This is a genomic window from Motiliproteus sp., assembly GCF_965230735.1.
Lineage (GTDB): Bacteria > Pseudomonadota > Gammaproteobacteria > Pseudomonadales > Balneatricaceae > Motiliproteus.
This window is the reverse complement of record NZ_OZ246016.1, coordinates 430,536-444,338: the sequence shown is the minus strand read 5'-3', so window position 1 is coordinate 444,338 and position 13,803 is coordinate 430,536. Positions and strand designations below refer to the sequence as shown.

Sequence of the window (13,803 nt, the reverse complement as noted above, 5' to 3'; positions counted from 1 at the left end):
CGGGCGGTTTTTTTTTGGCTGTAAAAGTGCCTGCCGTTGTTATCCAGGCTTTGGCTTACGATGCCTCCTGATGGTGCGCTCAGGGGGGTAAAAAACTATTCGCACCAAATTGGTGCGCTGCTTTGCTTAGGGCTCTAAACTGTCGTTAGGAATCGGGTTAGAAAGCCCCGAATAACGGGCGATCGAGAAAGATAGGCAGGATTCACAAGCTGGTTTGGTTCTTGCAATAACTATCAGTAATAACCGCCTGGGTCGTCGGCATGGTCCGTCGAGCAGGCAATCGAAATCGGAGTGATCTGTGCAGAATCTGTATAAGCAGCTATTGGATAACCTCTCGGGTGCGGTGTTGATGCTCGACCGTGATCGCTGCCTGCAATACCTCAATCCGGCCGGTGAGATGCTGTTTGATGTCAGTGCCAGGCGGGTGCTGGGGGAAAGTGTCGTGACCCTGATTCGCGACCACTCCGAGTTCTACGACGTGCTCAGTGATGTCTACGAGAGCGGCCATTCCTTTACCCGTCGCGAGGCGCATCTGCTGCTGTTCCATGGCCGGGAGATTGCGGCGGATTACAGCGTTACCCCGCTGGTCGGCGAGCATAACGGCTCGCTGTTGGTCGAGATCCTGCCGCGGGATCGGTTGGTGCGCATCGGTCGCGAAGAGGAGTCCCGGGCGCAGCAGGAGGCGACCCGGGGGTTGATCCGTGGCCTGGCGCACGAGATCAAGAATCCGCTGGGCGGTATCCGTGGCGCCGCTCAACTGCTGGAGCGGGCGTTGCCGGACCGAAGCCTGGAGGATTACACCCAGGTGATCATCAGCGAGGCCGACCGGCTGCAGAACCTGGTCGACCGGATGCTGGGGCCGCGTAACCTGCTCGATAAACAATCGCTCAATATTCACCAGATTCTGGAACGGATTTTCAATCTGGTCACGGCCGAAACCGACGGCAGCGTCGAGCTGCTGCGCGATTACGATCCCAGTATTCCGAACCTGGAGGCCGACGAGGAACAGCTGATCCAGGCGGTGCTCAATGTGGTGCGTAACAGTGTGCAGGCACTGTTGGAATCGAATACCGAGTCGCCGCGGATTGTGCTGCGGACCCGGGCGATCCGCCAGTTCACCCTGGGCAATGAGCGCCACCGGTTGGTGTGTCAGCTGGTGATCAGCGACAACGGCCCCGGGGTGCCGGACAAGCTCAAAGAGACACTGTTCTTCCCGATGATCAGCGGTCGTGCCGAAGGCACCGGCCTGGGGCTGTCGATCGCCCAGTCGATCATCCATCAGCATCAGGGGCTGATCGAGTGTCAGAGTCAGCCGGGCCATACCGATTTTATTATTTATTTCCCGCTCGATAACGAGCGGGCGTAACAAAGGAGTACCGCCGATGACATCCGTCGCCAATGTCTGGATCGTCGATGATGACCGTTCGATCCGCTGGGTACTTGAAAAAGCACTGGAGCAGGACGGGCTGCAGAGCCGGGTGTTCGAATCCGGCGATGAGGCGCTGCAGGCGCTTAATAGCGAGCAGCCCGATGCGCTGATCAGTGACATCCGGATGCCGGGAATAAACGGCCTGGAGTTGCTGGAGACGATCCAGCAGGCCCATCCGGATCTGCCGGTAATCATCATGACGGCCCATTCGGACCTGGACAGCGCGGTGGCCTCCTATCAGGGCGGAGCATTCGAGTACCTGCCCAAACCCTTCGATGTCGACGATGCGGTGGCGCTGGTCAAGCGGGCCGTGATCCACGCCCAGGAGCAGCGTGCCAGTGCCGAAGAGGAAGCGGTCGAAGCCGCCACTGAAATCATCGGCGAAGCGCCGGCGATGCAGGAGGTATTCCGGGCCATCGGGCGGCTGTCTCAATCCAACATCACCGTGCTGATCAACGGCGAATCGGGTACCGGTAAAGAGTTGGTGGCCCACGCACTGCACAAGCACAGCCCCCGTAACCAGCAACCCTTTATTCCGCTCAATATGGCGGCGATTCCGCGGGATCTGATCGAGTCCGAGCTGTTTGGTCACGAGAAGGGTGCCTTCACCGGCGCCGGCAACCAGCGCAAGGGGCGCTTCGAGCAAGCCGACGGCGGCACCCTGTTTCTGGATGAGATCGGCGATATGCCGTCCGAAGCCCAGACCCGCCTGCTGCGGGTGCTGGCCGATGGTGAGTTCTACCGAGTTGGCGGCCATACCCCGGTCAAGGTCGATGTCCGAATCATTGCTGCGACCCACCAGGATCTGGAATCCCTGGTCAAGGATGGGCGCTTCCGGGAAGACCTGTTCCATCGTCTCAATGTCATCCGTATCCATATCCCCAAACTCAGTGATCGACGCGAAGATATCCCGCGACTGGCGCAGTTCTTCCTGGCCAAGGCGGCCGAAGAGCTGGCGGTGGAGCCGAAGGTGCTGACCGAAGAAGCCGAGCGTTTCCTGTGCACTATCAGCTGGCCCGGCAACGTGCGTCAGCTCGAAAATGCCTGTCGCTGGATCACCGTGATGGCCTCGGGCCGGGAAGTGCTGGTGGCCGACCTGCCGCCGGAGCTGCTCAGCGAGGAGCCGAGCCAGCAGCTGGTCGGTAGTTGGGAGCAGGGGCTGCGGCTATGGGCCGAACAGGCGCTGGCCCAGGGCCACAAAGACCTGCTCGGTGAGGCGGTGCCGACCTTCGAACGGATCATGATCGAAACCGCCCTCAAGCATACCGGCGGTCGCCGTCGCGATGCCTCGTTGCTGCTGGGCTGGGGGCGCAATACTTTGACCCGCAAGATCAAAGAGCTGGGGATGGATGACGATGGTGATTCGGACGAGGCCGTCTAGCGCGGGCTTTCTGATCTGAGCCGGGTATAATCCCGGCCATGCTAAATATTGTTCTGTACCAGCCGGAAATTCCCCCCAATACCGGCAATATCATCCGTCTGTGCGCCAACACCGGCTTCAAGCTGCATCTGATCGAGCCGTTGGGCTTTGATCTGGATATCAAGAAGGTGCGTCGCGCCGGGCTGGATTATCACGAGCTGGCCGAGGTTAAGCGCTATCCCGATCTGGACAGCTGTCTGAGCCAGTTTGACGGCAAGGTCTACGCGCTGACGACCAAAGGTTCGCGCAGCTATGCCGATGCCAGATTTGAAGCTGGCGATGTGCTGCTGTTCGGTCCGGAAACCCGGGGGTTGCCCGAGGAGGTGCGCAATGCATTGCCGCCGGAGCAGCGGCTGCGCTTGCCGATGCAGCCCGATAGTCGCAGCCTGAATCTGTCCAACACCGTCGCGGTGATGGTTTACGAGGCTTGGCGTCAGCTGGGGTTTGAAGGCGGCAGCTGAGGTCTGAATCGATCGTTTCCGGACATAAAAAAACCGTCGTGGGGTGACCCGCGACGGTTTTTTTTAGCGTGAGAAGCCTTAGTGAGTTTCGGCGCTCTGGGCTTCTGCCTGAGCCGCAGCTTCGGCGTGCTGCTGTACCTGCTGGGCAAACAGCGCTTCGAAGTTGACCGGCGCCAGCATCAGGGCCGGGAAGCTGCCCTTGTTGACCAGGGAGTCGATGGTCTCACGGGCGTACGGGAACAGGATGGTCGGGCAGTAGGCGCCCAGGGTGTGCTGCAGTTGGGCTTCTTCCAGGCCGCTGATGCCGAACAGACCGGCCTGCTGGATCTCGACCAGGAAGGCGTTGTCATCGTCGCACTTGACGGTGACGGTGACGGTCAGGACTACTTCGTACAGCTCCTCGTTCAGGGCGCGGGTACGGGTGTTCAGCTGCAGATCTACTTTGGGCTGCCACTGTTGGGTGAATACCTGGGGCGCTCCCGGGGTCTCGAAAGAGGCATCTTTGAGGTAGATGCGCTGGATGTTGAAGGTCGGTTGGGCGGCTTGTTCGGCCTGGCCGTTCTCCGGGGTGGTGTTCTCTTCGGACATGGTTGTTCCTTCGGCTTGTTCGTAATTCTTAGGTTGGTTTAGGCGTTCAGTAGCGGATCAAGCCGCCCCTGACGCTCCAGTGCAAACAGTTCGTCGCAGCCGCCGACATGGGTATCGCCGATAAAGATCTGCGGTACCGTCCGCCCGCCGTTGCTGCGTGCCATCATCTCGACACGCTTTTTCGGCTGTTGGTCCACTCGGATCTCATCGAATTCGGCGCCCTTCTGCTCCAGCAGCATTTTGGCTCGGATGCAGTAGGGGCAATAGGCGGTGCTGTAGACGGTGATGTTGGGCATGGTTGCTTTCTCGCCGGTCACTTGTGCGCGTTATTTTTTAACAACGGGCAGGTTCTGGCCTTTCCATTCGGTAATACCACCGGACAGGCGAGTGACGTTCTCAAACTTCTCGTTGTTGAGCAGCTTGACCGCCGCGGAGGCGGTTTGGCCCAGGTTGCAGACGATGATGATCGGCTTGTTACGGAATTTCTCCAGTTCGCCGACGCGGCGTTGCAAGTCTGCCAGCGGGATGTTGACCGAGTCGGTGATATGACCGGACTTGAAGTCTTTCTTGGCTCGGATATCAACGACGGCAGCGTCTTCTTTGTTGATCAGCTTAACCGCCGCATGGGTCGACAGCGCGGTGCCACCTTTGCGCGATTCGGTAAACAGCAGCAGACCAAGGGTGGCAATCAGGGCCGCGAACAGTTCCCAGTGATTGGTGGCGAATTCGATCATTTGATCCATGGGTACAGGGTTCCAAAGCTATAAAAACAAAGCGCACAAGTATACCCGGATGCTGCGGCTGAAACCATGCTATGGCGGCTATGTTGTGGTTGAGTTATGAGCGCCTTTAGGAGATTTTTGAATGATCTTTTTTATTTATTGTTAATGTTTTGTTAAATAATGATGATCAAAATTCATTTGTGATGTTTCTAAAATAGATTTATATTCACTAAACACTGAAATGATCACTACATAACAACTTATAACTATGCAAGAACGCGAATTAAAGCTGCTCTACAATGCCGGTTTTTTCGAGCTGTGCCGAGCGGTTCCGGTGTCGATGGCCAAGGGCTGGACACTGAAATTTCGGACCAAGGACAATCGCGAAGAGACCCTGATGCTGCAGCGGGGGCAGCGTGAGCGTGAGTTCAAGAGCTTGGATGGTGCGGTATCGGTTGCGCGCAAGATCGGCTTTGACTGGGTTCGGGTCGAGATCGGCGAGATTCAGTGGGATGAGCAGGTCGGTTAAGCGGCGGCTCGCTGCGCTCTGGCTGGGGCTATTGCTGATCGTTGCCGGGGTCGGTCCGGCGAGCGCGGCTTCGCAGACGGAGGATTCTCGTCTGCAATCACTGGTTGTTCAGCTGCAGCAGGGGCAGGTGTCGGATTGGGCGATGCATTTGAAGGGGATGCATAGCGCCGATGGCCTGTTCCTGCTCGGCTGGCTCCTCGAAGGGGGCGTTTACGGGGTAGAGCGGAACCCGGACTATGGCCATCAATTGATCCAGCAGGCGGCCGAGATGGGGCATCTGGGTGCGATCGATTATTGCTGGCAGCGCTGCCTGGAACTGACCCCGTCGATCCGTCAGCATCTGCAGCAAGCCGCGATGCGAGATCAGGCGTACGGGCTCTATCTTCAATCCCAGCTTGGCGCCACACCGGCGTTGCCCAGTCCGGACCGAATGTTGCTGGAGGCCGCTCGTCAGGGGCATCCCGATGCGCTGGGAACCCTGTATGTGGATCACTTCGTCAATTGGTCGCGCCAGCGGCGCAGTTTGGGCGAGGCCGAGACCAAACTGAAGCGCTGTGTCGATGAGGGGATCTCGATCTGTTATTACCTGCTCGGTGCCCTGTTCGAGCGTCACGGCGATCACCAGCAGGCGTTGCTCTATTTTCAGATTCTGCAATTGGTCGATCGAACGTTGTTTGACAGCTATGTCGCCGAACCCCATATGCAGCAGTTGCTGACCCGGGTTCCGGTGCCGGCGCGGGGGTTGCTGCGCAACCGGGCCGCGACTCAAATAGCGTTGCGGCCCGCTACCGGCAATGATCGGATCGACCGCTTTGGTCAGTGTGCCGATCAGGCCGGCTATGACTGTGTGGCTCGGGTATCCCTGGCCGATGATCAGTGCATGTTGAGCTACTTTGAACACTCCCATCTAAGCGAGCTTCGAGACAGCCCCGGTTACCGCCGTTGCCTGGAACAGTTGGCGCTGCGCTGATCCGGTTTTGGTCAGTAGCCCTTGCGTGGGTTGTCTGGTGCTCAGCGTCTGCGCAGAGTAAAATTACCCGCCATTTTCAGCCTCGCAGGAATTATCCCGCCATGACTCAGCCAAAAGCCGCCACTGCTCTGATCATCCTTGATGGTTGGGGTGTCAGCGACAATCCCGAAAATAATGCGATTTTTGCCGCCAATACCCCGACCTGGGACCGGATCTGGGCTGAGAATCCACGTTCGATGGTGGCGACTTCCGGGATGGCGGTTGGCTTGCCGGAGGGTCAGATGGGCAACTCCGAAGTGGGCCATATGAATATCGGTGCCGGTCGGATCGTGTACCAGAACTTCACCCGGATCACCAAGGCGATCGACGACGGCACGCTGTTTGATAACGCGGCGCTGGTGCAGGCAATGGACAAGGCGATTGCCGCCGGCCGAGCGGTGCATGTGTTGGGTTTGCTGTCACCGGGCGGGGTCCACTCCCACGAGCAGCACCTGCAGGCGCTGTGCGAGATGGCGGCCAAGCGTGGCGCCAAGCAGATCTTTGTTCACGGTTTCCTGGATGGCCGCGATATGCCGCCGCGCAGTGCCCAGCCGTCAATCGAAGCGATGCAGGCCAAGCTGGAATCGCTGGGTGTCGGCGCGATCGCCTCGCTGACCGGTCGTTACTACGCCATGGATCGAGACAACCGTTGGGAGCGGGTACAAACCGCCTACGACGCCATGACCCAGGGGCAGGCACCGTTCACTAACAGCGATCCGGTCCAGGCGCTGCTGGATGCCTATGCCCGTGACGAGAACGACGAGTTTGTCCAGGCGACGTTGATTACCGATGCCGACGGCCAGCCCCAGGGCGTGATTGCTGACGGTGACGCGGTGATCTGCGCTAACTTCCGCCCCGATCGGGCGCGCGAGATTACCCGCGCCTTTGTCGAAGCCGATTTTGACGGTTTTGAGCGTGGCGCTCACCCGGCGCTGGCCGACTATGTGATGCTGACCGAGTACGCCGCCGACATCGATGCGCCCTGCGCGTTCCCGCCGGAGAGCATCAGCAACGGCCTGGGCGAGCACATGGCGCAGTTGGGCAAAACCCAGCTGCGGATCGCCGAGACCGAAAAATATGCCCACGTGACCTTCTTCTTCAACGGTGGTCGCGAGCAGCCCTACGAGGGCGAAGAGCGGATTCTGGTGCCGTCGCCGGACGTGGCGACTTACGATCTGAAACCGGAGATGAGCGCCCCGGAAGTCACCGAAAAACTGGTTGGCGCAATCGAATCGGGCCAGTTTGACCTGGTGGTCTGTAACTTCGCCAATCCGGATATGGTCGGCCATACCGGTGATTTCGATGCCGCGGTGAAAGCGGTCGAGGCGGTGGATCAGTGCCTGGGCCAGGTGCTGACGGCGTTGGATACGATCGGCGGACAGGCGCTGATCAGTGCCGATCACGGTAACGTCGAGCTGATGGCCGATCCGAGTACCGGTCAGGCCCATACCGCCCATACGCTGTGGCCGGTGGGCCTGGTCTATAACGGTCCGCAGCCGATCAAACTGGAGGACGGCTGCCTGGCCGATCTGGCGCCGACCCTGCTGGCGCTGATGGATCTGCCGGTTCCGGCCGAGATGAGCGGCCGTTCGTTGCTGGCCGAGTGAGCCGAGCGCCGGTATTGAACCCCCGTGTTGTGGCGGCGCTGGCCGCCACGCTGCTGCTATTGTGGCAACCGTTGCTGCCGGCGGCGGACAAGCAGCAGACCCAGCAGCAGATCAATAAGCTGCAGGCCGATATCCGGGCGTTGGAGAAGCGCCTGCGTTCCGCCAAGGGTGAGCAGCAACAGTTGAACGACGCGCTGCGCAAAGCAGAAAAAGAGGGCGGGCGGTTGAGCCGTCTGGTGAAGCAGAACCGGCACCAGATCGAGCAGCATAAGCAGCAGCTGGGTGAGCTCCAGCGCCAACAGCAGCAGCTCCAATCCGAGCGCGATCAGCAACTCCAAGCCCTGTCCGATGAGATCGCAGCGGCCTACCGCACCGGTCGGCAGGATCGTCTGCGGTTGCTATTAAATCAGCAGCAACCCGAACGGATCACCCGCTTGCTGCGTTATCACCAGTACTATTCCGAACATCGCACCGAAGCTGTGAACCAGCTGGATCAGACATTGAATGAGCTGACCCGGGTGGAGCAGCAGCTGGGCAAGCGTCAGCAGGCGTTGCAGGCGGAGCAGAAACAGTTGGCCGCCAGTTCCAACAAGCTGACCCAGAGTCGCCAGGCACGCCAGCAGGCCCTGACTTCGTTAACAAAAAAGATCAGCGGCCAGACCCAATCGCTGAAACGTTTGAAAACCGATCAGCAGCGATTGAAACAGGTGCTGAAGGAACTCCAGCAAACCCTGGCACTCAATGAATTAAAGGTGTCGACCCAGGCTTTTGCTAAGCTCAAGGGCAAGCTGCCCTGGCCGACTAATCGGAAAAGGGTGCTTCGGGCCTACGGTAGCCGAAATTCCCAGGGCGTTCGTCGCGACGGTATTCTGGTCGGTGCGCGGACCGGCGATTCGGTCAAGGCGATTCACCATGGCCGGGTGGTATTCTCCGACTGGCTGCGAGGTTACGGTCTGTTGCTGATCCTTGATCATGGCGATGATTATATGAGCCTCTATGCTCATAATCAGAGCCTTGTGCGAGAGGTCGGAGATTGGATCGCCAGCGGTGAGCAGGTTGCCACCGTGGGCGATAGTGGAGGCCAGGGCAGTGCCGGGCTTTATTTTGCGATTCGTCATCAGGGTAATCCGGTCGATCCGATCCTGTGGTTGAAACGACGTTGACCCATAGCCGGGGCGAAGGGTTGCCCCTGAAAAGGACTGGTATGAAGAAAACAGCCAAACAACTGACAGCAATTCTGGTTTTGGGTTTAGGCCTGGGCTGTGGCGTGGCAGTGGCCGAAGAGCAGAGCGAGCCGAAACCGCCATTACCGCTTGAGGAGTTGCGCACCTTTGCCGAGGTGTTCGAGCGGATCAAGGGGGCCTACGTCGAACCGGTCACCGATGAGGAGCTGTTGGAGAACGCGATCAAGGGGATGTTGAGCGGACTGGACCCGCACTCCGCCTACCTGGATCCGCGGGCGTTCGACAGTCTGCAGGTCAATACCAGTGGTGAGTTCGGCGGCCTCGGGATTGAAGTCGGCATGGAAGATGGCGCGATCCGGGTGGTGGCGCCGATCGATGACACACCGGCTCAGCGGGCCGGAGTGCAGCCCGGTGACCGGATCGTCAAGCTGGACAATAAGCCGGTTCGGGGGTTGGACCTGATGCAGGCGGTCAACCTGATGCGCGGTAAGCCCGGCACCAAAATCGAGTTGACCATCATGCGCGATAACCAGCCGCAGCCGCTGGTGCTGACTCTGACCCGGGCGGTGATTAAGGTCACCAGCGTCAAGCAGCGGATGTTGGATGATAATTTCGGCTATCTGCGGGTATCCCAGTTCCAAGTCCATACCGGTGAAGATCTGGTCAAGGCGATCGAGAAACTGAAGCAGCAGGGACAGTTGCGTGGCTTGATTCTGGATCTGCGCAACAACCCGGGCGGGGTGTTGCAGGCGGCGGTTGAAGTCAGTGACGCGTTCCTCGAAGAGGGACTGGTGGTTTATACCAAGGGCCGGATTCAGCAGAGCGATCTGAGTTACAGCGCCACGCCGCAGAATCCCAGTGGTGAGCTACCGCTGGTGGTATTGATCAACAGCGGTTCGGCCTCGGCTTCGGAAATCGTGGCTGGCGCACTGCAGGATCATGGTCGCGCGGTCATCATGGGAACTCCCAGTTTCGGTAAAGGGTCGGTGCAGACGGTATTGCCGTTGGCCAACGAGCGGGCCTTGAAACTGACCACCGCCCGTTACTTCACGCCCAACGGACGCTCGATCCAGGCCGAAGGTATCGTGCCGGATATCGAAGTCGAACAGGCGACCCTGACCCGGCTTGATACCCGACAACGGGTTAAGGAATCGGATCTGGTGGGTCATCTGGACAATGGCAACGGCAGCGATGCCGCCCAGGGCAGCGACAACGGCCGCAGCGAGTCCGATGCCAAACTGCTGGAGAACGACTACCAACTGAATGAAGCGCTGAATCTGCTGAAAGCGCTGTCGATCGTGGCGGTCAAAGCCTCCTGATGCGTCGCGGTTTGCGGGCTTTGGCCGCGGGCATCGCGGCTGCGCTGGCGCTGCTGTTGACAGTGGCGCCGGCCAGTGGGGCAAACCGAGCATCGACATCCGAGCCGCACCCGGCCGAGGTCAGTGATTCGGTGAGTCAGCCGGCGCTGGTGATTATTATCGACGATGTCGGCGATAACTATGCCCGTGGTCGGGCGGCAGTCGAGTTGCCCGGCCCCGTTACTTATGCGTTCCTGCCCCATAGTCCATTCGGACCGAAGCTGGCCCGCAAGGCCTTCGCCGATGGCAAGGATGTGATCCTTCATGCACCGATGCAGAACACCCGAGATCGCCCGCTCGGACCGGGGGCTTTGACGGCGGATCTGGGGAAACAGCAATTTCGTCAGGTGTTGCAGGGGGATCTGGACGTGATCCCCCATGTGCAAGGGCTGAACAACCATATGGGCAGTCTGTTGACCACGTTGCAGCCGCAGATGGAGTGGGTGATGGAGCTGGCGCGTGAGCGAGGACTGTTCTTTATCGACAGTCGTACCTCGGCGTCGAGCATTGCCTGGGAAACGGCCCGTCGCTATGGAATCCCCAATCTGAAGCGGGATGTCTTTCTCGACCATGAGCGCACCACCGAGTTTGTTCATCGCCAGTTTATGAAGGCGCTGGCGATCGCCCGTCGCCATGGTAGTGCGGTGGTGATCGGACACCCTTATCCGGTGACGGTGGACTATCTGAGGCTGGCGTTGCCGCTGCTGGACGAGCAGGGGATCCGGCTGTTAACCGCCTCGGCTCTGATCATGGAGCAGCAGGAGCGGTTGCGACTGGTGAGTCGCCCTACCTCCCCCTGAGATCGCCCCAGGGATTAATCGATTGGCAGGCGCCGAATGCGACCTTGTTGATCAAGCGCGACCTGCACGGTCTCGGCTTCGGTGATCTTGCGTAACCCTTTGCCATCATGGCAGCGGCCCCAGACCTCGACTTTAATCCGCATCGAGGAGTGCCCGGTTTCTATCACCTGAGTATGGAAACTGAGCAGGGTGCCGACCAGAACCGGGGACATAAAATCGATCGCACCGATAGAAACCGTCGAGACCCGGCCGCTGGCGACCTGGGCTGCACGGGTCTCCGCCGCTGTCACGATCTGGGCCGAGAGCCAACCGCCGTAGATATCACCAAAAATATTGCGACCCTCTTGCGAGGCCGGTAATTGCAGGGTCAGTTCGCCATCGGGGGCGGGCAGATTATCTAGTTCGGACATTATTATTCTTCGGATTTGGGGGCTGAAAAACCGCTGCGATCATAGCACCCACTGGCGGTTATGTAATCAATTGGTCGACACAGGATTTTTTTCGACGTTCATATAAGTGTCACAAAACGCCCCTATAGTGGCCTGCAGTCACTTAATGACACTGTTAGTCGAATGAGAATTACTCAGGAGCAATCAATGAGCGTTAAAAAACTGCTGGCCGCTGTAACTCTGGCCGCTACCGGTATCAGTGCCGGTGCCCAAGCATCTGACCTGCTTGATCCGAAACTGCCGATGTACAACAAGACCAGCGGTGTCTCTGGCAACCTGTCCAGCGTCGGTTCCGACACTCTGGCCAACCTGATGACTCTGTGGGCTGAAGACTTCAAGCGTCACTACCCCAACGTCAACATCCAGATCCAGGCTGCTGGTTCTTCCACTGCGCCGCCCGCGCTGACCGAAGGCACTTCTAACCTGGGCCCGATGAGCCGCAAGATGAAGGATAAGGAGCTGGAAGCTTTCGAGAAGAAGCACGGTTACAAGCCGACTGCTATTCCGGTTGCTATCGACGCCCTGGCGGTATTCGTACACAAAGACAACCCGATCAAGGGCATGAGCATCGCCGACGTTGACGCGGTATTCTCCAGCACTCGTAAGTGTGGCGCTGCTGCCGACGTTAAGACCTGGGGTGACCTGGGCGTGACCGGTAACCTGGGTAAGCAGACCGTACAGCTGTACGGCCGCAACTCAGTCTCCGGTACCTACGGCTACTTCAAGAAGAAGGCGCTGTGTAAGGGCGACTTCAAGAGCAGCGTAAACGAGCAGCCGGGTTCTGCTTCTGTTGTTCAGTCTGTTTCTACCTCGCTGAACGGCATCGGCTACTCCGGTATCGGCTACAAGACCTCTTCTGTTCGCGCACTGCCGCTGAGCAAGAAGGGCGACAACTACATCTCCGCGACTCCGGATATGGCAGTGAGCGGCAAGTACCCGCTGTCTCGCTTCCTGTACGTTTACGTCAACAAAGCGCCGAACAAGCCGCTGTCTCCGCTGGATCGCGAATTCATCAAGATGGTGATGTCCAAAGCCGGTCAGGAGATCGTTGTTAAGGACGGTTACATTCCGCTGCCGAGCAAGGTTGTCGAAAAGACCCTGGCCAGCATCGGCGTCGACATGGCGATGGCTGCCAAGTAAGTCGAATCCAAGCTTGAGGCATCGGCAACGGTGCCTCGATATTCAGGGACGAACCCCAGGGAAGCAGGATGCTTCCCTTTTTTTATGGTTGAGGCTGCGGTTCGGCTTGCGCCCTGACCGCTTGATCAGTGCTCCGCTAAGCCTCAACAGCAGGGGATTCTTAATTGCTCTGTCGGGCTATCGAGGCCAGATCGACGATCTAATGACTTAGATCAACAAGCACGAAATGCCCCTGACCGACAGAAAATCCGTTCTATCCGATAACCCGGCCATCTTAACGGTCGCCTTCACCGCTAATCGTAGCGCGTCTTTTGTATCTGCCGGGGTTATTGAAATTCAAGTAAATACACCGGCTTAGGCAGAGTCCTACGGTTAAATGGTGCCTGTTTGCAGTGAAGCCAATGATTCTCTTGCCGGTCTGCTAGGGGTATTGGCAAAGCCGTATTGTTGAGGAAATTCGAATCGACTGATTAGATTTTCTAATTATTAATGCAGATGGGATATGGTTTAATCCCTCAAATAAATTGTTGTTATTGAAGGATTAATTGACAAATGTCATTAATGATTTTTGTCAATTGACGGGGTGATGGTTATCCCCGTCTTTCGGGAGCAGAGACTGAGGGATTAATTGTGACTGTCGCCCTGCCATTGGATTTGGATCGTTCGTCATCAATGACCAGTGCCGAAGCCGAGTGTTTGAACCGGGTTCAAGCCGCCTTCGAGGTTATGGCCTGTGACTCGTTGATCTATCGTGGCGATCAACCCCGTCTTTTGCTGCAACACCTTGGACGTCAGGTGGCAGCCCAGCCTAAGTCATTGGCGCTGCATGTGCGTCGTATCTTCCTGGCGATTCAGTTGGCCGATGGGCAGGAACTGTTCGCTGCCCTGGCTGATTTATGCTGGGTGCTGGAAAGTCGCGGACAGTTGCTGCTCGAGCGTTTAGTGCAGCTGGGTAGCTCTCTGCTCAGCGGAGAGCAGCAACAAGTATTAAGCCGCTATCTTGAGAGTCCTGATCCGGATTGCTTCAAGCAACTGGTGCCCCGGCGCTCGGTGCTGATGAACGGCAGCTTCAGTCTGCAGTTGTAACCGTATCGACCAGAGATTCAT

15 protein-coding genes are annotated in these 13,803 nt (G+C 58.3%); 11 read left to right on the top strand and 4 right to left on the bottom strand.

What is annotated here, in order from left to right; all coding sequences use genetic code 11:
- Window positions 1–298 precede the first annotated feature (298 nt).
- The 3 genes from glnL to ACO05M_RS02120 are packed head-to-tail and all read left to right on the top strand — an operon-like array spanning window position 299 to window position 3,310.
- A complete protein-coding gene (gene glnL, locus ACO05M_RS02130) occupies window positions 299–1,366 on the top strand; it encodes a nitrogen regulation protein NR(II) (protein ID WP_421867128.1) in 1,068 nt (355 codons plus the stop codon).
- A gap of 16 nt (window positions 1,367–1,382) precedes the next feature.
- Window positions 1,383–2,810, top strand: a complete 1,428-nt coding sequence (glnG, locus tag ACO05M_RS02125; protein WP_421867125.1) for a nitrogen regulation protein NR(I) — start codon at window positions 1,383–1,385, stop codon at window positions 2,808–2,810.
- Window positions 2,811–2,848: 38 nt separating this feature from the next.
- A complete protein-coding gene (locus tag ACO05M_RS02120) occupies window positions 2,849–3,310 on the top strand; it encodes a tRNA (cytidine(34)-2'-O)-methyltransferase (protein ID WP_421867122.1) in 462 nt (153 codons plus the stop codon).
- A 78-nt stretch (window positions 3,311–3,388) separates the two neighbouring features.
- On the opposite strand, the gene secB is transcribed toward ACO05M_RS02120, so the two are convergent.
- Genes secB through ACO05M_RS02105 form a run of 3 tightly spaced genes read right to left on the bottom strand, consistent with a single transcriptional unit; the run spans window position 3,389 to window position 4,641 of the window.
- A complete protein-coding gene (gene secB / locus ACO05M_RS02115; protein WP_421867119.1) occupies window positions 3,389–3,898 on the bottom strand; it encodes a protein-export chaperone SecB in 510 nt (169 codons plus the stop codon).
- Window positions 3,899–3,936: 38 nt separating this feature from the next.
- Window positions 3,937–4,194: a glutaredoxin 3 gene (gene grxC / locus ACO05M_RS02110; RefSeq protein ID WP_421867116.1), complete on the bottom strand. Its 258-nt coding sequence runs from the start codon at window positions 4,192–4,194 to the stop codon at window positions 3,937–3,939.
- A 30-nt stretch (window positions 4,195–4,224) separates the two neighbouring features.
- Complete coding sequence (locus ACO05M_RS02105; RefSeq protein ID WP_421867113.1) at window positions 4,225–4,641, bottom strand: rhodanese-like domain-containing protein; 417 nt, start codon at window positions 4,639–4,641, stop codon at window positions 4,225–4,227.
- A 247-nt stretch (window positions 4,642–4,888) separates the two neighbouring features.
- Between ACO05M_RS02105 and ACO05M_RS02100 the strand changes: the two genes are divergently transcribed.
- The 6 genes from ACO05M_RS02100 to ACO05M_RS02075 all read left to right on the top strand — a co-directional run bounded on the left by ACO05M_RS02100 (window position 4,889) and on the right by ACO05M_RS02075 (window position 11,107).
- Window positions 4,889–5,149, top strand: coding sequence for a hypothetical protein (locus ACO05M_RS02100; protein ID WP_114696922.1), 261 nt, complete (start codon window positions 4,889–4,891; stop codon window positions 5,147–5,149).
- Window positions 5,133–6,119, top strand: a complete 987-nt coding sequence (locus ACO05M_RS02095; RefSeq protein ID WP_421867110.1) for a hypothetical protein — start codon at window positions 5,133–5,135, stop codon at window positions 6,117–6,119. Before ACO05M_RS02100 ends, ACO05M_RS02095 begins: the two co-directional genes overlap by 17 nt.
- A 101-nt stretch (window positions 6,120–6,220) precedes the next feature.
- Window positions 6,221–7,765 carry a 2,3-bisphosphoglycerate-independent phosphoglycerate mutase gene (gene gpmI, locus ACO05M_RS02090; RefSeq protein ID WP_421867108.1) on the top strand — a complete coding sequence of 515 codons (1,545 nt, stop codon included), beginning with the start codon at window positions 6,221–6,223 and terminating at the stop codon, window positions 7,763–7,765.
- Window positions 7,766–7,779: 14 nt separating this feature from the next.
- Complete coding sequence (locus ACO05M_RS02085) at window positions 7,780–8,928, top strand: murein hydrolase activator EnvC family protein (protein WP_421867105.1); 1,149 nt, start codon at window positions 7,780–7,782, stop codon at window positions 8,926–8,928.
- A 41-nt stretch (window positions 8,929–8,969) separates the two neighbouring features.
- Window positions 8,970–10,268 (top strand): S41 family peptidase, encoded by a 1,299-nt coding sequence (locus ACO05M_RS02080; RefSeq protein ID WP_421867103.1) that lies wholly within the window; start codon window positions 8,970–8,972, stop codon window positions 10,266–10,268.
- Complete coding sequence (locus ACO05M_RS02075) at window positions 10,268–11,107, top strand: divergent polysaccharide deacetylase family protein (protein WP_421867101.1); 840 nt, start codon at window positions 10,268–10,270, stop codon at window positions 11,105–11,107. Before ACO05M_RS02080 ends, ACO05M_RS02075 begins: the two co-directional genes overlap by 1 nt.
- A gap of 14 nt (window positions 11,108–11,121) precedes the next feature.
- Here ACO05M_RS02075 and ACO05M_RS02070 read toward each other — a convergent pair whose 3' ends face one another.
- The gene (locus tag ACO05M_RS02070; RefSeq protein ID WP_421867099.1) at window positions 11,122–11,517 is read right to left on the bottom strand and encodes an acyl-CoA thioesterase; all 396 of its coding nucleotides are present in this window, start codon (window positions 11,515–11,517) and stop codon (window positions 11,122–11,124) included.
- 186 nt (window positions 11,518–11,703) lie between these two features.
- Between ACO05M_RS02070 and ACO05M_RS02065 the strand changes: the two genes are divergently transcribed.
- Both ACO05M_RS02065 and ACO05M_RS02060 read left to right on the top strand, forming a co-directional pair.
- Window positions 11,704–12,696 (top strand): PstS family phosphate ABC transporter substrate-binding protein, encoded by a 993-nt coding sequence (locus tag ACO05M_RS02065; RefSeq protein WP_421867097.1) that lies wholly within the window; start codon window positions 11,704–11,706, stop codon window positions 12,694–12,696.
- Window positions 12,697–13,326: 630 nt separating this feature from the next.
- The gene (locus ACO05M_RS02060; protein ID WP_421867096.1) at window positions 13,327–13,782 is read left to right on the top strand and encodes a hypothetical protein; all 456 of its coding nucleotides are present in this window, start codon (window positions 13,327–13,329) and stop codon (window positions 13,780–13,782) included.
- Window positions 13,783–13,803: the final 21 nt, after the last annotated feature.